A 19,072-nucleotide genomic window follows, 5' to 3' on the forward strand; every position below is an offset into this window, starting at 1 on the left:
CGACCCCAGAGGATCGCCCATGGCTAAACCTAATTATTCCTTCGCCAAACGTCAGAGAGACTTGGCAAAGGAGCAGAAGAAAGAGGAAAAGCTTCAGCGCAAGAAAGCTACAGCTGAAGAAGAAGCCGCCGCACTGAACCCAGATGCAGAAAGTGAAGTGGCTGCAGAAAGTGATGTTGAAGCACCGAAAGATCAGGCACCCGACGCCTGAGACCCTCAGGGCCCGATGATCTGATCAGGCCCACCGGATCTGTGTCCAGGGTCAGCAGTCACGCTGCTGACCCTCACAGGCCAATCTGAAATACCCCATCCAGAAATCACCGCGCATTCCCCTGTGGGATCTCGATTAATCCAGTGGCATTACGGTGACACGGACTTCGGGGTCATGGTTGCCGCCACCCAGAATCACCCCACGCAACGGTGAGACATCGGAGAAATCCCGGCCCCAGGCCAAAGTGATGTGTTCCAGCGCTGGTCGCGCGTTGTTGGTCGGGTCGAAATCCACCCAGCCGAGCACCGGACAAAACACTGAAACCCAGGCATGTGAAGCATCGGCACCGATCAGTCGCGGCTGGCCCGGTGGCGGCTGGGTCAGCAGGTAGCCGCTGATGTAGCGTGCCGCCAACCCACGGGAGCGTACGCAGGCGAGCATCAGGTGAGCGAAGTCCTGACAAACGCCGCGCCGGCGCTCCAACACTTCCACCAGCGGCGTTGCCACCTGAGTCGCTTCGGCATCGAAGGTGAATTCGCTGAAAATCTTTTCCATCAGCGCCTGTACACCCAGCATCAGTGGCCGCCCCGGTGGAAAGCAGCTTTGCGAGAACTCGACGAAGTTGTGCTTCAAATGCACGTAGGGCGATTCGAACCGGTAACGACACGCTTCCAGCAATTGCGGGGAAAGCGGTTGACTGCTGTAGGTCAGCGCGTTGCGGGTTTCTTCCCACGCGGGGGATTGATTGAAATCCAGCGCCGGCCGGGCCAGCACTTCGACGGTGAGCCGGGCATTGACCAGCAATTCATCGTGCGGCCGCTCGAACGCCAACCGGGTCAGCGGATTGCCGAACACATCCAACTCATCGCGGCGCGAAGTCGGGTCGGGACTGATCTGCAGTTGCTGCTCGGTGCAACGCTGCCAGGCACACGCTCGCGGCCACAGGTGCGCGAGCTGCTGAGCCAGCGAGACCGGGCTGTCGTAGTGATAATGGGTGTCGTGGAGAATCTGGTAGTGGGCGCCCATCAGACGGACACCGTGCGCTGGCTGACGTCATCGACATGGGCGAAATGGCGCAAGGCCAGACGATCCGACACTTGCCCGCTGGCGTCGGCGATTTCTTGCAACAGGTCGGCCAGCCCCTCAATGGCCGCCCGAACGCTGGCTGCGCCGAACAGCGGGTTCTCCAGGCATCCCAGATCGAACTGTGCCAAGCGTTCCACCAACAGCGGCAACCCCGCTTCACGAGGCACGCCGAAGTCGTCATTCAAGCGTTTCAAGGTACGAGTCACCAGTTTCAACTGGAACAACACGGCGTGGGGGTTCTGCTCGTCGAGCAGCAACAGGTCGAGCACCGGAATCAGTTGCGCCACCGCCAGATACCGCGAACGGTAAGTGATGCTGCTGTTGCCCAGTTCCAGCAGCCATTCCAGTCCGGCCTGATCGAAAGCACCGGTACCGCGCAGAAATGCCGCCAGGCTGGCGCTGAGAAATTGCAGACGTTCGATCCGGCGGCCGATCATCAGAAAGCGCCAGCCTTCGTCCCGGGTCATGTCGTCGAGGGCGAAACCGGACAACGCCGCCAGGGACATCACCAGACGGTTGAGGAAATCCAGCAATTCGCCGAAATCCGGCTCTTCGGTTTCCAGCTCCATGGCCTCGCGCTGCAACTCCACCAGCGCCTGCCAGTTTTCCCGCGAGAGCTTGCCGCGCACTTGCGAGGCCGCCCACTGCAAACGTTGCAGGTTGGAGCGCAGGCTGAACGGCCAGTCATCGCCGAGCAATGCCGCCAATAAACGCTCCGGCAACTCGCCTTCATCGGGCAACAACATCAACCGTTCGCCCAGATCCACCGCCGCCTCCAGGGCTTGCGGGTCATCGCCATCGACATAACGCGCCAGCATGATCCGCAATAACCGCGCACTGTCATCACAGCGCTCGCAGTAGCGCCCGAACCAGAACAGATTTTCCACCACCCGCGACGGCAGATACGGATCGCGTCTCACCAGGTCGTACACACCGATCGTACGCTGGGTTTTCCATTGCTCACCGCTCGGCGGGCGATCGCCCAACACCCAGGTGTCTTTGCTCGCGCCACCGCGCTGCATCGACACCACTTCAGCGTCAGCCTCGGCGGCAACGCGGGTGAGGCCGCCGGGCAGCACCCGATAGCCATCACGGCTGGCCACCGCGTACACGCGCATGCCGATGGCCCGGGGTTGCAGATGACGCTCCTCAGCCTGCCAAATCGGGGCTTGAGAGAGCTGAGCCAATTCTTGCGCGACATAAGCATAAGGCCGGGCCTGCATGCGCTCGGCCAGTGCCTGAAGCTGTTTTTCACTCAAATCGCGACCAAACACCGGAGCGAAGCTCTGTGACGGAAAAGCTGGTTTGATCAACAACTCCGGCAATTTTTCCAGGGCCTGAGCCAGCACCGGCGCTTCACCGCACCACCAGGTTGCGATGGAAGGCAGGATCAATTTTTCGCCGAACAGGAATTGATTGATCCTCGGCAGGAAGCCCAACAATCCCGGCGACTCAAGTACACCGCTGCCGAGGGCATTGGCCACCAGCACTCGCCCTTGGCGTACCGCCTCCAACAACCCCGGCACACCAAGGGCCGAGTCGGTGCGCAGCTCAAGCGGGTCGCAGAAGTCATCGTCGAGCCGCCGCATGATCGCGTGGACCCGGCGTAATCCACTCAGGGTTTTCAGGTAGACCGTAGCGTCGCGCACCGTCAGGTCGCCGCCCTCCACCAGTGGATAACCAAGCTGGCGCGCTAGATAGAGGTGTTCGAAATAACTTTCGTTGAAACGTCCCGGTGTCAGCAGCACGATCAGCGGCGCTTCGTCATCACTTGGTGCCTGTCGCACCAGGGTTTCCTGAAGCGTGCGGAAGAACCCGGCCAGGTGCTGCACTTTCAGGTCGCGGTACAGCTCGGGAAAGGCCCGGGACACGATGGTGCGGTTTTCCAGGGCGTAACCGGCACCGGACGGCGCTTGGGTCCGGTCCGCCGTGACCCACCAGCGACCGTCAGGCGTACGCGCCAGATCCACCGCGTACAGATGCAGAAAAGCCCCGTCGGGTGGCGTGATGCCCTGACAGGGCCAGAGGAAGTTGTTGTGACCGAAAACCAGCTCGGCAGGCAGCAAACCTTCGGCGATCAACCGTTGCGGCCCGTATAAATCTGCCAGCACCGCATTGAGCAAGCGTGCCCGCTGAGCGATCCCGGCCGATAACTGCTGCCATTCATCAGCAGCGATCACGTGCGGTAGCAGATCGAGCTCCCACGGCCGATCGGCCCCCTTGGGATCGGCGTACACGTTATAGGTCACGCCGTTTTCCTGGATCTGCCGGGTCAGCAGGGCCTGACGCTGCACCAATTGTGTTGGCGTGCTGCGCTGCAATTGGTCGAACAACCGACGCCAATGCGGACGCACGGCGCCGCTGTCGTCGAGCAGTTCGTGATAGGTGCCCGCCGTCAGCGGGTAGCGGTCAAGCAGGTCAGGCATGGAAAGCTCGGCAGACAGCAAAGAACGGTCAGACTAACGCAGGCTCATGACGCCCGGATATACGAAAAATCCGAGCGTCGCGTACGGTTTAGAAACGTCGTAAATCGAGAGTCATCGGTAGCTCGTCGTTAATTTCCATATTGGGTATAGGAAGTTTCCCCGGCGTATGTCCGATGCGGAAGAAACGCGCCATTCGGCGGCTCTCCGCCTCATTGGCGTTCACCGGCAAGCTGTCGTAGTTGCGTCCGCCCGGATGGGCAACGTGGTACTGACACCCACCCAGCGAGCGCTGCATCCAGGTGTCGAGCAGGTCGAACACCAGCGGCGCATGGACCGGGATGGTCGGTTGCAGGCAGTTGGCCGGTTGCCAGGCACGAAATCGTACGCCAGCCACAAATTCGCCAACCCGCCCGGTGGGTTGCAATGGCACCGCAATGCCGTTGCAGGTCAGCACGTAACGCTGCGGTGGCAGGCCAGTGAGTTTGACCTGCAAGCGTTCAAGCGACGAATCCACGTAACGCACCGTGCCGCCGACCGCGCCCTCCTCTCCCAGCACATGCCAAGGTTCCAGCGCCTGACGCAATTGCAGCGCTATGCCGCTGACCGCGTAATCGCCGACCTTGGGAAAACGAAACTCCAGATGCGCCGCAAACCACTCGGCCCGCACCGGATAACCGGCGGCATTAAGGTCGACGATAACGTCGGCGAAATCCTGTTCGATGAAGTGCGGCAACAGAAAACGATCGTGCAGCTCGGTGCCCCAGCGTGCCAGTTTCGGCGGCGCATAAGGCTCGCGCCAGAACCGAGCCACCAGCGCCCGCAGCAACAATTGCTGAGCCAGGCTCATGCGCGCATGGGGCGGCATTTCAAACGCGCGCAATTCGAGCAATCCAAGGCGACCGGTAGCACCGTCCGGTGAATACAGTTTGTCGATGCAAAACTCGGCACGATGGGTGTTGCCGGTCACGTCGATCAGCAGGTTGCGCAGCAACCGATCCACCCGCCACGGCGCGCACTCCTCACCCGGCTCAGGCATCTGGGCGAAGGCGATTTCCAGTTCATACAACGCATCGTTGCGTGCCTCGTCGACCCGTGGCGCCTGAGACGTCGGGCCGATGAACAATCCCGAAAACAGGTAGGACAAGGACGGGTGGTTATGCCAGTAGCTGATCAGGCTGCGCAGCAAATCCGGACGGCGCAGAAACGGTGAGTCAGCCGGTGTCGCGCCTCCCAGTACGAAATGGTTACCACCGCCGGTGCCGGTATGCCGGCCATCGATCATGAATTTCTCGGTGGTGAGTCGGGTCTGGCGCGCTTCTTCGTAAAGAAATTCGGTGCGCTCGACCAGTTCATCCCACGTGGCAGACGGCTGCACGTTGACCTCGATCACACCCGGGTCGGGCGTGATGCGGAAGTTGCTCAGCCGCGGATCGCTCGGCGGCTCATAGCCTTCCAGCAACACCGGGCAATGCAATTCCTCGGCGGTGGCTTCGATGGCGCTGACCAGTTCCAGGTAGTCCTCGACCCGCTCCAACGGCGGCATGAACAGGTACAACCGCCCTTCTCGTGCTTGCGCGCAGAACGCCGTGCGGGTTAGCCAGTCGGCGGATTCGTCGATCTTTGGCGTGCGTTCATCAGCAACCGCAGACTCGCCTTGGCGCTGAAGTTGCGCAGTGTCGGGCAGTGCGGGTAAATCCTGATTCGGGTCCACAGGATGAATGAACGGGTACTCCGCCGCTTTCACCCAAGGCTGCGAGCCAAGCGGCAAGCGATAGCCCAGCGGCGAGTCCCCTGGCACCAGTCGGCAATGCTCGTCGCGCAGATACCAACGGCCGCTTTGCCACTGATCACCCTTGGCGGTGCGCGCCAGCGGCAGGACCTGACCGATGACCTTGTCCAGGCCTTGGCTGAAGACTTTGCGCAGGCGCGCACGCTCCAACGGTTCTTCGAGACGTGAGTCTTCGGCGCTGACGTTCTGCGGCAACGTGCCTTCGCGCCAGAGGTAATAGAAATTGTCTTCGTAGGCCGGAAATACAAACCGTGTGGGAATTTTCAGGCGCTCGGCGACACTCGCCAGAAAACGCCCGGCCAACTCGTCATTAGCATCGTAGTCTTGCTGCTCATCGGCAATCAGCGCGCTGTTGTGCCAGATCGGCACATCGTCGCGGCGCCAATAACAGTTCAGCGACCAGCGCGGCAATTGCTCGCCGGGGTACCACTTGCCCTGACCGAAATGCACCAAACCTTTGGGCGCGTAGTGCTTGCGCATGCGCTGGAACAATTCGGCGGACAGACGCCGCTTGTCCGGCCCGAGCGCAGCGGTGTTCCACTCGGCGCCGTCCGGATCGTCGATGGACACAAACGTCGGTTCGCCGCCCATGGTCAGGCGTACGTCACCCTCGAGCAGGTCGGCATCGATCTGCCGACCCAAGGCCTGGATCGCCAGCCACTGGTCTTCGGTGTAGGGCTTTGTCACCCGCGGTGCTTCCCATATCCGCTCCACCGACATTTCGTGGGTGAATTCGCACTCGCACGGTTCAACCAAGCCACTGATCGGTGCCGCAGAGCCCGGATCAGGGCTACAGGCCAACGGAATGTGTCCTTCACCGGCAAACAGCCCTGACGTCGCGTCCAGGCCAATCCAGCCAGCACCGGGCAAATAGACCTCGCACCAGGCGTGCAGGTCGGTGAAGTCCACGTCAGTGCCCGACGGGCCGTCGAGGCTTTTGACATCGGCGGTGAGCTGGATCAGGTAACCGGAGACGAAACGCGCCGCCAGACCGAGGTTGCGCAGCAGTTGCACCAAGAGCCATGCCGAGTCGCGGCAGGAACCGGAAGCCTGTTCGAGGGTGTGTTCGGGCGTTTGCACGCCCGGCTCCATGCGGATCAGGTAGCCGATGTCTTCGCTCAGGCGCTGATTGAGCGCGACGAGGAAATCGACGCTGGGCAGCGGTGTGCGGTCGATACCGTCCAGGTAAGCCTTGAACTTTGGCGTCAGGGGCAAGGTTTCCAGGTACGGCGCCAGCTCTTTGCGCTCATCCGCGGCGTAAGCGAAAGGGATCTTTTCGGCGTAGGGCTCAAGGAAGAAGTCGAACGGATTGAAGACCGCCATCTCCGCCAGCAGATCGACTTCGATCCGCAGCTCATCGGTTTTCTCCGGGAATACCAACCGCGCCAGGTAATTGCCCTGGGGGTCCTGCTGCCAGTTGATGAAGTGCTGGTCGGGAGAGACTTTCAGCGCGTAGGAAAGTATCCGCGTGCGACTGTGGGCCGCCGGGCGCAGACGAACGATCTGCGGACCGAGCTCGACGGCGCGGTCGTAGCGGTAATGCGTGACGTGGTGCAATGCGACATGGATCGACACGGCGTGCCTCCTGCGAGCCTGGACGTTATCGAAAGCGGCGCAAGACTTATGCCATGCAGGCAGGTCGGACCCTTTCTTCCGTTACTCAAGGCAGTAGAGCACTAAAAGCGCGCATTGCTCGCTTTCGTGCGCGCAGGAGCGCACATAAATGTGGCGGATCGGTGGGCGAATCGACTCAACGTTGCGTGCGCGATGCCTTGGAAGCGTGCTTGATCAACTCGCGCTGGCGGCGGATTTCAACCAGTTGGGTGCGCATTTCTCGGTGGCGTTTGCTGTTGAGTAGCAGTAGGCCTAGCAACGGAAACAACACGGCCAATACATAGATGACTTTATGCGGACGATCCACGATGGTCGGCAATACGCCCAGCAGACATAGAACCAGCACCCCGACCAATCCCCACACCCACTGCGGCCTGCCGCGCACCACCATGAAATTGCAATGCACCACGACCATTGTGACCGCTGCGCCTCCCACCACCGACCAGGTCGCTTGTTCACCGATTGAGGCCCTGGCGAAATAGGACGCCGCCATCAAGGGAATAGCACAGGCCAATGAGAACAGCGCCGCGAAAATGCCGCCAATGAAGGTTGGGAAATAACGCGCCAGAAAACGCGACAGACTCAAGTCGTCCATTACTCCTCCAGTTCTTCGTACAAGCCGACGGCAATAGTTTTGACATTGCCCGACAAGCTGCTGCCGGTCAGGCCAATCGCCGCGCCCAGGGAATCCTTGATCTGGGTAACCGTAGCGTGTTTCAGCTGGGTCGGAGTGAAGCGCTTGGGCAGCTCGCCGGCAAGTTGCTTGAGCTTGAGCATCTTCGGCGTCAGCCGCGGATCGTTGATGCTCAGCAACTCTTTGGTCAACTTCGACCTTTCCTGGCGAGTCAACCCACGCAAGACTTCACGCAGACTTTTACCGGTGGTGGCCTTAGCCACTTTTACCAGTTTTATAGTGGTCAAGGTGGAAGCCCCCACGCCCAGCAGAGAGGCCGCGTCCAGACCGATCGAGGCGTATTGGTACCACGCCTCACTGTCCAGCTTGTCGTTGAACTGCGGGTTGGCCACTTCTGCCACCGTGCGGATCGCACCGACAAAACACTGCACCGAACTGGCGGTCGCAGCGGTATAACCCAGAGCCACCACCACCGAGCTGGCCCCGGCGCTGAAGGGAACCGCAACCGACCCACTGAGTACGACAATCCAACCCAGCACCGCTCCGGCGCAGGACAAAGTGGTATTGATTGCCTCTGCGACCAGTCGTGATTCTCTGGGATTGTCCTGAACCTGTTGGACAAACTGCGCAGGCGCAATGTACTTCTGCGCCTCCCGCAAAATGATCCGCTTGGGCTTGATGCTGCAAATCGGCTTGAATTCGCGCAGGGTCACTACGTTGAACTCGGCATCGATGTACACCACGCCCGCGCCGACGATTCCGGGATCGGCGTCGATGGCGGCGAACAGGCGTGGCAGGTTGATCTGGCTTTCGATGCGTTGGCGGGCCATGAACTGGGAGGGGCTGTAGTCCATGCCGATGCCCGGTAAGGGGTTACTCATGTGAATCGTCCTTGATAATCGGGGGGTGAGATCTTTATTGCCTGTGCCGCCATCATCGCGGGCGAGCCCGGCTCCCACGGGGTTTGGCGTGTGCCGGGAGACCCGTTTTCCTGGCTGCCACTGAAGTGCACGTCACCTTAGCAAACAGGCCGCCCCCTCGCTAGAAAGCAAAACGCCAGCTCTGAGGCTGGCGTCTTGCAATGCGGTACGGCGATTAACGCGGCACAACCGGCTTACGCGCAGGCTTTGGCCCCTTGCCTTTGGCCGCATCCTTACGGTCCTTGGCCGCCTGCTGGTTGCGGGCAAATGCCGCAGCCTTGGCCTGTTCACGCTTGTCCCACGGGTTGCCGCCATCGCTGGCGCGCGGTGGCAAGCCAGTGTGCTGGGTCAGAATCTTGGTGGTCTTTTCCGCTGCCACTTTATGGCTGCCGGCGGGTGTCGAGTTCTTGCGACGGGCGCTCTGGTAGCTGTCGGTCGCCGGCTGGTGCAGCGGGATCAACTGGTTCTTGCCCGGCCCGATCAGGTCGGCGCGGCCCATGCGGGTCAGCGCTTCACGCAGCATCGGCCAGCCTTTAGGGTCGTGATAACGCAAGAACGCTTTGTGCAGACGACGCTGCTCTTCGCTCTTGACGATGGTCACGGCGTCGCTCTTGTAAGTGACCTTACGCAGCGGGTTCTTGCCCGAGTGGTACATCGCGGTGGCGGTGGCCATCGGCGACGGGTAGAACGCCTGCACCTGGTCGGCACGGAAGCCGTTGCCCTTGAGCCACAGGGCCAGGTTCATCATGTCTTCGTCGGTGGTGCCCGGGTGAGCGGCGATGAAGTACGGAATCAGGTACTGCTCTTTCCCGGCTTCCTTGGAGTACTTCTCGAACATGCGCTTGAACTTGTCATAGCTGCCAATGCCCGGCTTCATCATCTGATTGAGCGGACCTTCCTCGGTATGTTCCGGGGCGATCTTCAAGTAACCACCAACGTGGTGGGTCACCAGCTCTTTGACGTATTCCGGCGACTCGACTGCGAGGTCGTAACGCAGGCCAGACGCGATCAAAATCTTCTTCACACCCGGCAAGGCACGAGCGCTGCGATACAGCTGGATCAGCGACGAGTGGTCAGTGTTCAGGTTCGGGCAAATGCCGGGGAATACGCACGAAGGCTTGCGGCACGCGGATTCGATTTCCGGGGTCTTGCACGCGATGCGGTACATGTTCGCGGTCGGGCCGCCGAGGTCGGAAATGACGCCGGTAAAGCCTGGCACCTTGTCGCGGATCTCTTCGATTTCGCGAATGATCGACTCTTCGGAACGGTTCTGGATGATCCGGCCTTCGTGCTCGGTGATCGAGCAGAAGGTGCAGCCGCCGAAGCAGCCACGCATGATGTTCACCGAGAAACGGATCATGTCGTAGGCAGGGATCTTTTCCTTGCCGTACGCCGGGTGCGGAATGCGCGCATAGGGCATGCCGAACACGTAGTCCATTTCTTCGGTGGTCATCGGAATCGGAGGCGGGTTGAACCAGACATCGACTTCGCCGTGCTTCTGAACCAGTGCACGGGCGTTGCCCGGGTTGGTTTCAAGGTGAAGCACGCGGTTGGCGTGAGCATAAAGAACCGCGTCGCCACGAACTTTCTCAACCGACGGCAGACGGATCACCGTCTTGTCGCGGGTCATTTTCGGGCTGGCCAGAATCTGAACGACCTTGGCTTCGCTTGGATCTTCAACCGGACCCTTTTCCTGCTCGATGGTGCAGGCAGCGGTGTCCTGGGTGTTCACGTACGGGTTGATGATCTTGTCGATCTTGCCCGGACGGTCGATGCGCGTGGAATCGATTTCGTACCAGTCTTTCGGCGTATCGCGACGGATGAACGCGGTACCGCGCACGTCGGTGATGTCTTCGATCTTGTGACCGTAGGACAGGCGCTGGGCGACTTCGACGATCGCGCGCTCGGCGTTGCCGTAGAGCAGGATATCGGCGCAGGCGTCGATCAGGATCGAGTTGCGCACCCGGTCCTGCCAGTAATCGTAGTGGGCGATGCGGCGCAGGGAAGCTTCGATGCCGCCAAGAACGATCGGCACGTTCTTGTAGGCTTCCTTGCAGCGCTGGCTGTAAACCAGGCTCGCGCGGTCCGGACGTTTGCCCGCCAAGCCACCGGGGGTGTAGGCGTCATCGGAACGGATTTTTTTGTCGGCGGTGTAGCGGTTGATCATCGAGTCCATGTTGCCGGCCGCGACGCCGAAGAACAGGTTCGGCTCACCGAGCTTCATGAAGTCGTCTTTGGACTGCCAGTTTGGCTGAGCGATGATCCCGACGCGAAAGCCTTGCGACTCCAGCAGCCGGCCAATGATCGCCATGCCAAACGACGGATGGTCAACGTACGCATCACCGGTAACGATGATGATGTCGCAGGAATCCCAGCCAAGCTGATCCATCTCCTCCCTGCTCATCGGCAGGAATGGCGCTGGACCGAAACATTCGGCCCAGTACTTGGGATAGTCAAATAACGGCTTGGCTGTTTGCATGACGATGACCGGTGTTGAGATGAAAAATCGCGGGCGCGGAATATAGCACAAAAAATAACCAATTCCGACGGCTATGGTCGGAAATTGCGACTCTCGGCAACTTACTCGTCGTCGAAGTTATAGCTGCCCGGCGCCAGGTTTTCGAAGCGGGTGTACTTACCGATGAACGCCAGTCGTGACGTACCGATCGGGCCGTTCCGCTGCTTGCCGATGATGATCTCGGCGATGCCTTTGTGCTCGGTTTCCGGGTGGTAAACCTCGTCCCGGTACACGAACATGATTACGTCAGCATCCTGCTCGATCGCTCCGGATTCCCGCAAGTCGGAGTTGATCGGGCGTTTGTTCGGTCGTTGCTCCAGAGAGCGGTTGAGCTGGGACAGCGCCACCACCGGGCAGTTGAATTCCTTGGCCAAAGCTTTCAACGAGCGGGAGATTTCAGAAATCTCGTTGGTCCGGTTATCGCCGCTCGACCCTGGGATCTGCATCAATTGCAGGTAGTCGATCATGATCAGGCCCACATCGCCGTGCTCACGCACCAGGCGTCGGGTCCGCGCACGCATCTCCGACGGGCTGATACCGGCCGTATCGTCGATGAACAGCTTGCGTTCGTTAAGTATGCTGATAGCCGACGTCAGGCGCGGCCAATCGTCCTCGTCCAGGCGACCGGACCGGACCTTGGTCTGATCGATTCGACCGAGGGACGACAACATACGCATGATCAGCGATTCGCCTGGCATCTCCAGCGAGTAGACCAGCACGCACTTATCGCTGCGCAGCACGGCGTTTTCCACCAGGTTCATCGCAAAGGTGGTTTTACCCATCGACGGACGACCGGCGACGATGATCAGGTCAGACTGTTGCAGGCCGCTGGTCATGCCGTCAAGGTCGGTATAACCGGTGGAGAGGCCAGTAATCGCATTATCGCTATTGAACATCTCATCGATACGGTCGACGGCTTTGGTCAACAGTTCGTTCACTCTCACCGGGCCGCCGGTTTTTGGCCGGGCCTCAGCGATCTGGAAAATCTGGCGTTCGGCTTCGTCGAGAATCTCTTCAGCCGTGCGGCCTTCCGGGTTGAACGCGCTGTCGGCGATTTCGGTGGCGATGCCGATCAACTGCCGCAACGTTGCCCGTGCACGGACGATTTGCGCATAGGCCTTGATGTTGGCGACGGACGGCGTGTTTTTCGCCAGCTCACCCAGGTAACCAAGGCCGCCGACCTGCGAGGTCTGACCTTCCTTGTCCAATTGCTCGGCAAGGGTCACGACGTCGATCGGCGAGTTCTGATCGGCCAGTTTGGCGATCGCGCGGAAGATTAAACGGTGGTCATGCCGATAGAAATCGCCGTCCGAGACCTGATCAAGCACGCGTTCCCAGGCGTTGTTGTCCAGCATCAAACCACCGAGCACGGCCTGTTCGGCCTCGATGGAATGCGGCGGCACCTTCAGGGCAGCGGTGTGCAGATCGTATTGCTCAGGAGCGGAGATATCGTTCATGGCCACTTGGATTATTTAAGAAAAGCAGGGGTTTCAGAAAGACAAAGGGCACGACCTGTAAACAGGATCGTGCCCGATGTTACCGGCAAGCACCCGAGGGTGCCAGCCGACAAGTGCTGCTTAAGCTGCTACCACGACAACGCGTACGGTGGCTTCAACTTCGGCGTGCAGGTGCACGGCTACGTCGAATTCGCCTACGTTGCGGATGGTGCCGTTCGGCAGACGAACTTCGCTTTTTGCAACTTCAACGCCAGAGGCGGTCAGTGCATCAGCGATGTCGTGAGTACCGATCGAACCGAACAGCTTGCCTTCGTCACCAGCGGTGGCAGTGATAGTCACTTCCAGCTCAGCCAGTTGGGCGGCACGGCTTTCAGCCGAAGTTTTACGGTCTGCTGCGGCTTTTTCCAGCTCAGCGCGACGCTCTTCGAACGCAGCCAGGTTGGCAGCGGTCGCAGCGGTAGCTTTGCCGTAAGGCAGCAGGTAGTTACGACCGTAACCAGCCTTAACGTTCACTTTGTCACCCAGGTTGCCCAGGTTGGTGACTTTTTCCAGAAGGATCAGTTGCATGTGAAAATCCTCTTAACTTTTAACCTTCACCGTTCGCGCTATCGACGTCTTTCGGCGTCGAACGACCGCGAAAATCAATCAGGCTGTCGACGATGGCCAAGACCACCAGCAACGGATAGATCAGCTGCATGAACAGCAACAGCGTCACGTACAACCCCACCAGCCAGAATCTGGCCAGTCGCTTTTGCGCCACCAGCCCGTGTATCAGGGCTAGCCCGGCGAACACCAGCGGTACACTGCACAACGGCGTCAACATGGCCATCTGAGGACCGATATTCGGCCCCAGAAGCATGCACGCCAGCAGCAACATCGCCGGCAAAAGCGGGAATCGGATGGCGCGAAACTCGCGACCAAAACCACCCGGGTTGTACAACAACGCCTGCCAGTAGCGCCCGACAAGCAGGCTCAGCACACTGACGATTTGCAACAAAGCCGCAATCAGGCCGGTCAGGACCGGTGCAATCAGGGACGCAAAATGCGCTTGCTCGTCTACCGACAACTTCTGGTAGACATCACCGAGTAGCGACGGCATGACCTTTATCAAGGCCTGCGCCAGCATTTCGATTTGGGGAGCAAAAACTGTCCCCAGCACCACTGCAAACACCACTCCCATCGCTATGCTGACCAGCAGCACGCGGTTCCAGGACTCGCTTGCGCGCAAAACCAACGCAAGGCTCGAAGACCCCAGCAGCACCAGAAGTGCCCGTGGGTCGTCGGAGTAAAGCCACCAGATCAACGCCGGTAGCAGTCCCAGAGCAAGAACACCAATGGCGTCCTTCAATCCGCGCCGCAGGAGCACAAGGCAACCAGCGGCAGCACCCAACCAATACAACAACGGCAATGTTGCGCACCCGGCCACTACGAGAGTGGCCTGCATACGGCCGCGCATGATGAACTCAGCTAAGGCGCGCATGCATTCAATCCTTTGCTACGTGTCGACTGCCCGGTCTCAGCGGCCGTGGCTGTCGGTGTAGGCCAGCAGGGCCAGGAAGCGGGCGCGCTTGATAGCGGTGGCCAGCTGACGCTGATAACGTGCTTTGGTACCGGTGATACGGCTTGGAACGATTTTGCCGGTCTCGGATACATAAGCTTTCAGAGTGTTGAGATCTTTGTAATCGATCTCTTTCACGTCTTCAGCGGTGAAGCGGCAGAATTTACGACGACGGAAGAAACGTGCCATGTAATAGGCTCCTCAAAAGGTCCGTGGATTACTCGTCAGCGTTATCGCTGTTGTCGCTGTCATCACTGTCAGCGCTTTCAGCGCCTTCGTGCTCAGGACGGTCGCGACGCTCACGGCGCTCACTGCGGTTTTCTTCAGCCTTGAGCATCTCGGATTGGCCAGTTACGGCTTCTTCGCGACGGATGACCAGGTTACGGATCACTGCATCGTTGTAGCGGAAGTTGTCTTCCAGCTCGGCCAGGGCCTTGCCAGTGCACTCAACGTTCAGCATCACGTAGTGAGCCTTGTGAACATTGTTGATTGCGTAGGCCAGTTGACGACGGCCCCAATCTTCCAGACGGTGGATTTTGCCGCCGTCTTCTTCGATCAGCTTGGTGTAACGTTCTACCATGCCGCCGACTTGCTCGCTTTGATCCGGGTGGACCAAAAAGATGATTTCGTAATGACGCATGAATGCTCCTTACGGGTTGTAGCCTGCCGCTCAAAAGCGGTCAGACAAGGAGTGAATGACACTTATGGACTTGCTTGCGATAGACACATGCGTGCCTGCCGTCACAGCAAGGGGCGCAATTGTAGAGAAGGGACAGAAGAGGTGCAAGGCAATTGGTGATTATTTGAACAATCAGCAATTGGATGACGCGGAGCGTCGATGGATGCATTCCCACGCGGAGCATGGGAATGATCTATTGAGCAGGATCAGGACTTCTTGGCGGTTCCGGCAGCTTTTACACCGCGCTGACGCAAGGCCTCGAACAGACAAACGCCAGTCGCCACGGAAACGTTGAGACTGCTGACGCTGCCCGCCATCGGCAGGCGCACCAGGTAGTCGCAAAGATCGCGTGTCAGGCGGCGCATCCCGCTGCCTTCAGCACCCATGATCAGGATGGTCGGGCCGGTCATGTCTTGCTGATACAGACTCTGCTCAGCCTCGCCCGCCGTACCGACGACCCACAAGCCGCGCTGCTTGAGTTTTTCCAGGGTGCGCGCCAGGTTGGTCACGGCGACCAACGGAATCACTTCCGCCGCACCACAGGCGACTTTCCGTACCGTCGGGGTCAGCGTGGCTGACTTGTCCTTCGGAACAATCACCGCCAACGCACCCGCCGCATCGGCAGAACGCAGGCAGGCACCGAGGTTGTGCGGATCGGTCACGCCATCGAGCACCAGCAGCAGCGGCGCGCCTTCGGTGCGATCGAGCAGCTCGTCGAGCATTGCTTCGCCCCAGACCTGGCTCGGACTCACCTCCGCGACCACGCCCTGGTGCACGCCGTCGACCCAGGCATCCAGCTCGCGACGCTCGGCGTTGCCGACGGCTACGCGATTTTCGTTCGCCAGCTCGATCAGCGTCTGGACCCGCGGATCGCTGCGGCCTTCAGCCAGCCAGATCTGCTTGACGCGTTTCGGGTGGTGACGCAGCAACGCTTCTACAGCGTGCACGCCGTAGATCTTTTCCAACTGACTCATGACTTGGCCTTAGGTTTACGCGCCCCGCCACTTTTGGCAGCAGGAGCGGAACCCGCTTTTGGCGGGCCTTTACGGTGTTTGCTCGGTTTGGCTGGTTTGCCGCCGGGGACCTTGTCAGGCACCGACCGTCCGGTCTTTCCCCCAGACGCCGCTTTACCGCCACTTTTCGCTTCAGACAGCAACGTCTGCTTCATTTCGCGGCTTTTGCGCAGCTCGGCATTTTTCGCCGCGGCATCGCTTGGGCGATAGGCTTCGGCAGCCTTTTCCTTGGCAGGACGACGACCGGTTTTAGCCGGGGCCGGTTCTGCAGCTGTTTTTGTAGAGGGGACAGCGGGTGCAGTCGCTTCAGTACCGCGCTTCTTGCGACCGATCGGCGCACTGATGGTTTTTTCAGCCATCTCGAAGTCGATCTTGCGCTCGTCGAGGTCAACGCGCATAACGCGCACTTCAACGGTATCGCCAAGACGGAAGCTGCGACCGGTCCGCTCACCGGCCAGGCGGTGGTGTACAGGGTCGAAGTGGTAGTAATCGCCCGGCAGCGCGGTGACGTGCACCAGGCCTTCGACGTAGATGTCGGTCAGCTCGACGAACAGGCCGAAACCGGTCACGGCGGTAATCACACCCGGGAACGACTCGCCTACACGATCCTTCATGAACTCGCACTTGAGCCAGTTGACTACGTCGCGGGTCGCTTCGTCGGCACGGCGCTCGCTCATCGAGCATTGCTCGCCGAGCTGCTCCAGGATCGCTTCGTCGTACGGATAGATGCGCGCTTTCGGAATGGTCATCGCGCCAGCACGGCGAACGTGCGGCGTGTCCATTTTCGAATGGATGACGCTGCGAATCGCCCGGTGCGTGAGCAAGTCCGGGTAGCGGCGGATCGGCGAGGTGAAGTGGGTATAGGCTTCGTAATTCAGACCAAAGTGGCCCTGGTTATCGGCGCTATACACGGCTTGGCTCAACGAACGCAGCATGACGGTCTGGATCAGATGGAAATCCGGACGATCCTTGATGCTTGCCAACAGCGCCTGATAATCCTTCGGCGATGGGCCGTCCTTGCCTTTGTGCAGGGACAGGCCGAGTTCGCCAAGGAAAGCGCGCAGTTTTTCCAGACGCTCCGGTGGCGGACCATCGTGGACACGATACAGCGCAGGGATTTCGTGCTTTTTCAGGAACTCGGCGGTGGCCACGTTGGCCGCCAGCATGCATTCCTCAATCAGCTTGTGCGCATCGTTACGAACGGTCGGACGGATCTCGGCAATCTTGCGCTCGGTCCCGAAGATGATCCGGGTTTCCTGCGTTTCGAAATCGATTGCGCCACGCACGTGACGGGCCGCCAGCAACACCTTGTACAGCGAGTACAGCTGCTTGAGGTGCGGCAAAACGTCGTTGTACTCGCCACGAAGCTGACGAGCCTCGGTGACTTTCGGCGTTTCCAGCATGGCGCTGACCTTGTTGTAGGTCAGGCGAGCGTGGGAGTGAATCACCGCTTCGTAGAAGCAGTAGTCGGTCATCTCGCCGGATTTGGAGATGGTCATCTCGCAAACCATGGCCAGGCGATCAACGTGAGGGTTTAGCGAGCACAGGCCGTTGGACAGTTGCTCAGGCAGCATCGGCACCACGCGCTCGGGGAAGTACACCGAGTTGCCGCGAACCTGAGATTCATTGTCCAGCGCCGAACCGATTTTCACGTAGCTGGAGACGTCGGCAATGGCCACGTACAACTTCCAGCCGCCGGAGAACAGGCGCAGCTTGCCCGGTTTGGCTTCGCAGTAGACCGCGTCATCGAAGTCGCGAGCATCTTCACCGTCGATGGTCACGAACGGCAGATGACGCAGGTCGATGCGCTTCTCTTTGTCTTTCTCTTCGACTTCAGGCTTGAGCTTGGCGGCTTCTTTCAGCACAGCCTCAGGCCAGACGTGAGGAATATCGTAGGTGCGCAGCGCGACATCGATTTCCATGCCCGGCGCCATGTAGTTGCCCACGACTTCGACCACATCGCCTTGCGGCTGGAAGCGCGGCGTCGGCCAGTGAGTGATCTTCACTTCGACGAATTGACCGATTTGGGCGCTGGCGTTACGGCCCGGCGTGACCAGCACTTCTTGCTGGATCTTCGGATTGTCCGCGACGACGAAACCAATACCGCCCTCTTCGAAGTAGCGGCCAACGATGGTCTCGTGGGCACGGGATACTACTTCGACGATCATGCCTTCGCGGCGACCGCGACGGTCGAGGCCGGAAACACGGGCCAGCGCACGGTCGCCATCAAACACCAGACGCATTTGCGCCGGGCTCATGAACAGGTCGTCACTGCCGTCGTCCGGAACCAGGAAGCCGAAGCCGTCACGGTGACCGCTGATGCGGCCCAGGATCAGGTCGAGCTTGTCCACCGGCGCATAGGTGCCGCGACGGGTATAGATGAGTTGAGCGTCGCGCTCCATGGCGCGCAGGCGGCGACGCAGGGCTTCGAGCTGGTCTTCTGTGGTCAGACCAAACTCTTCGACCAGCTGCTCGCGGTTAGCAGGCGAACCCCGATCAGCAAGGTGCTGAAGGATCAGTTCGCGGCTAGGAATAGGGTTTTCATATTTTTCCGCTTCACGAGCGGCCTCGGGATCGAGGGACTGCCAATCGGCCATTAGAGAGTTTTCACCTTGTCTATATGCGGGTTAGTTTGGCATAGGCGTAATGAAACGGGAAATTTCAGGCTATGACAGCCCATCTAAAGCCCTTTATCGACACTGCAAAGCTGATTTGAATGCCACTGGTAAAATTTTCCAGGTTTTTTTGATGTCAGGGGTTTACAGTTAAAAAGACGCTCCGTATAGTGCGCGCCATCGACGACGGAGACGTTGCCGATACTGCCCAGATGGTGAAATTGGTAGACACGCCAGCTTCAGGTGCTGGTGACCGCAAGGTCGTGGAAGTTCGAGTCTTCTTCTGGGCACCAATTTCGAGCTTGAGATTAGATCAATTTCAAGGCTCACACAAAAACCCGCGAAAGCGGGTTTTTTGCATTCTAAGCTTCTGATTTATTAATACTAAATCAGGGGTTTACAGATCAAAAAGCTCTCCGTATAGTGCGCCACATCAACAGCGGCAACGCTTGCGATTATGCCCAGATGGTGAAATTGGTAGACACGCCAGCTTCAGGTGCTGGTGACCGCAAGGTCGTGGAAGTTCGAGTCTTCTTCTGGGCACCAATTCAA

Annotated in this window: 14 protein-coding genes and 2 tRNA genes; 3 read left to right on the plus strand and 13 right to left on the minus strand. The window is 59.5% G+C overall.

Annotation, left to right across the window (positions count from 1 at the left end; genetic code table 11):
- The first annotated feature begins 19 nt into the window (after positions 1-19).
- The gene (locus ACYZT0_RS22815; RefSeq protein WP_462043103.1) at positions 20-211 is read left to right on the plus strand and encodes a hypothetical protein; all 192 of its coding nucleotides are present in this window, start codon (positions 20-22) and stop codon (positions 209-211) included.
- Between the two features lie 135 nt (positions 212-346).
- On the opposite strand, the gene ACYZT0_RS22820 is transcribed toward ACYZT0_RS22815, so the two are convergent.
- The 13 genes from ACYZT0_RS22820 to rnr form a co-directional block, all read right to left on the minus strand.
- A complete protein-coding gene (locus ACYZT0_RS22820) occupies positions 347-1,237 on the minus strand; it encodes a transglutaminase family protein (RefSeq protein ID WP_462043104.1) in 891 nt (296 codons plus the stop codon).
- A complete protein-coding gene (locus ACYZT0_RS22825; protein ID WP_462043105.1) occupies positions 1,237-3,723 on the minus strand; it encodes a circularly permuted type 2 ATP-grasp protein in 2,487 nt (828 codons plus the stop codon). Before ACYZT0_RS22825 ends, ACYZT0_RS22820 begins: the two co-directional genes overlap by 1 nt.
- Positions 3,724-3,811: 88 nt before the next feature.
- Positions 3,812-7,087, minus strand: a complete 3,276-nt coding sequence (locus ACYZT0_RS22830; RefSeq protein ID WP_462043106.1) for a transglutaminase family protein — start codon at positions 7,085-7,087, stop codon at positions 3,812-3,814.
- Between the two features lie 175 nt (positions 7,088-7,262).
- A complete protein-coding gene (locus ACYZT0_RS22835; RefSeq protein WP_462043107.1) occupies positions 7,263-7,721 on the minus strand; it encodes a hypothetical protein in 459 nt (152 codons plus the stop codon).
- Entirely contained in the window at positions 7,721-8,641 is a 921-nt protein-coding gene (locus ACYZT0_RS22840; RefSeq protein ID WP_462043108.1) for an NAD synthetase, read from the minus strand. The genes ACYZT0_RS22835 and ACYZT0_RS22840 overlap by 1 nt, the downstream gene beginning before the upstream one ends.
- A 214-nt stretch (positions 8,642-8,855) precedes the next feature.
- Positions 8,856-11,159: a YgiQ family radical SAM protein gene (locus ACYZT0_RS22845; RefSeq protein WP_462043109.1), complete on the minus strand. Its 2,304-nt coding sequence runs from the start codon at positions 11,157-11,159 to the stop codon at positions 8,856-8,858.
- Positions 11,160-11,260: 101 nt separating this feature from the next.
- Complete coding sequence (gene dnaB, locus ACYZT0_RS22850; RefSeq protein WP_462043110.1) at positions 11,261-12,655, minus strand: replicative DNA helicase; 1,395 nt, start codon at positions 12,653-12,655, stop codon at positions 11,261-11,263.
- A 120-nt stretch (positions 12,656-12,775) separates the two neighbouring features.
- Positions 12,776-13,222 (minus strand): 50S ribosomal protein L9, encoded by a 447-nt coding sequence (gene rplI, locus ACYZT0_RS22855; protein WP_003197251.1) that lies wholly within the window; start codon positions 13,220-13,222, stop codon positions 12,776-12,778.
- Between the two features lie 19 nt (positions 13,223-13,241).
- Entirely contained in the window at positions 13,242-14,135 is an 894-nt protein-coding gene (locus tag ACYZT0_RS22860) for a hypothetical protein (protein WP_462043111.1), read from the minus strand.
- Positions 14,136-14,171: 36 nt separating this feature from the next.
- Positions 14,172-14,402 (minus strand): 30S ribosomal protein S18, encoded by a 231-nt coding sequence (rpsR, locus tag ACYZT0_RS22865; protein WP_002551829.1) that lies wholly within the window; start codon positions 14,400-14,402, stop codon positions 14,172-14,174.
- Between the two features lie 28 nt (positions 14,403-14,430).
- Complete coding sequence (gene rpsF / locus ACYZT0_RS22870; protein ID WP_003217491.1) at positions 14,431-14,853, minus strand: 30S ribosomal protein S6; 423 nt, start codon at positions 14,851-14,853, stop codon at positions 14,431-14,433.
- Positions 14,854-15,098: 245 nt separating this feature from the next.
- Positions 15,099-15,866: a 23S rRNA (guanosine(2251)-2'-O)-methyltransferase RlmB gene (gene rlmB / locus ACYZT0_RS22875; protein WP_462043112.1), complete on the minus strand. Its 768-nt coding sequence runs from the start codon at positions 15,864-15,866 to the stop codon at positions 15,099-15,101.
- On the minus strand, positions 15,863-18,502 hold the full coding sequence (gene rnr, locus ACYZT0_RS22880; protein ID WP_462043113.1) for a ribonuclease R: 2,640 nt from the start codon (positions 18,500-18,502) through the stop codon (positions 15,863-15,865). The genes rlmB and rnr overlap by 4 nt, the downstream gene beginning before the upstream one ends.
- Positions 18,503-18,726: 224 nt before the next feature.
- On the opposite strand from rnr, the gene ACYZT0_RS22885 reads away from it, so the two are divergent.
- A tRNA-Leu gene (locus tag ACYZT0_RS22885) sits at positions 18,727-18,813 on the plus strand.
- A 166-nt stretch (positions 18,814-18,979) separates the two neighbouring features.
- Positions 18,980-19,066: transfer RNA gene (locus ACYZT0_RS22890), tRNA-Leu, on the plus strand.
- The last annotated feature ends 6 nt before the right edge of the window (positions 19,067-19,072 follow it).

This window comes from Pseudomonas sp. ZS1P83, from assembly GCF_054897825.1.

What these genes read in the sequence shown, in the direction of transcription:
- dnaB (WP_462043110.1), bottom strand. Translation starts at nt 12,655, where the DNA reads ATGAACGATATCTCCGCTCCTGAGCAATACGATCTGCACACCGCTGCC.
- rnr (WP_462043113.1), bottom strand. Translation starts at nt 18,502, where the DNA reads ATGGCCGATTGGCAGTCCCTCGATCCCGAGGCCGCTCGTGAAGCGGAA.
- ACYZT0_RS22860 (WP_462043111.1), bottom strand. Translation starts at nt 14,135, where the DNA reads ATGCGCGCCTTAGCTGAGTTCATCATGCGCGGCCGTATGCAGGCCACT.
- rlmB (WP_462043112.1), bottom strand. Translation starts at nt 15,866, where the DNA reads ATGAGTCAGTTGGAAAAGATCTACGGCGTGCACGCTGTAGAAGCGTTG.
- ACYZT0_RS22835 (WP_462043107.1), bottom strand. Translation starts at nt 7,721, where the DNA reads ATGGACGACTTGAGTCTGTCGCGTTTTCTGGCGCGTTATTTCCCAACC.
- ACYZT0_RS22845 (WP_462043109.1), bottom strand. Translation starts at nt 11,159, where the DNA reads ATGCAAACAGCCAAGCCGTTATTTGACTATCCCAAGTACTGGGCCGAA.
- rpsF (WP_003217491.1), bottom strand. Translation starts at nt 14,853, where the DNA reads ATGCGTCATTACGAAATCATCTTTTTGGTCCACCCGGATCAAAGCGAG.
- ACYZT0_RS22815 (WP_462043103.1), top strand. Translation starts at nt 20, where the DNA reads ATGGCTAAACCTAATTATTCCTTCGCCAAACGTCAGAGAGACTTGGCA.
- rplI (WP_003197251.1), bottom strand. Translation starts at nt 13,222, where the DNA reads ATGCAACTGATCCTTCTGGAAAAAGTCACCAACCTGGGCAACCTGGGT.
- ACYZT0_RS22820 (WP_462043104.1), bottom strand. Translation starts at nt 1,237, where the DNA reads ATGGGCGCCCACTACCAGATTCTCCACGACACCCATTATCACTACGAC.
- ACYZT0_RS22840 (WP_462043108.1), bottom strand. Translation starts at nt 8,641, where the DNA reads ATGAGTAACCCCTTACCGGGCATCGGCATGGACTACAGCCCCTCCCAG.
- ACYZT0_RS22825 (WP_462043105.1), bottom strand. Translation starts at nt 3,723, where the DNA reads ATGCCTGACCTGCTTGACCGCTACCCGCTGACGGCGGGCACCTATCAC.
- rpsR (WP_002551829.1), bottom strand. Translation starts at nt 14,402, where the DNA reads ATGGCACGTTTCTTCCGTCGTCGTAAATTCTGCCGCTTCACCGCTGAA.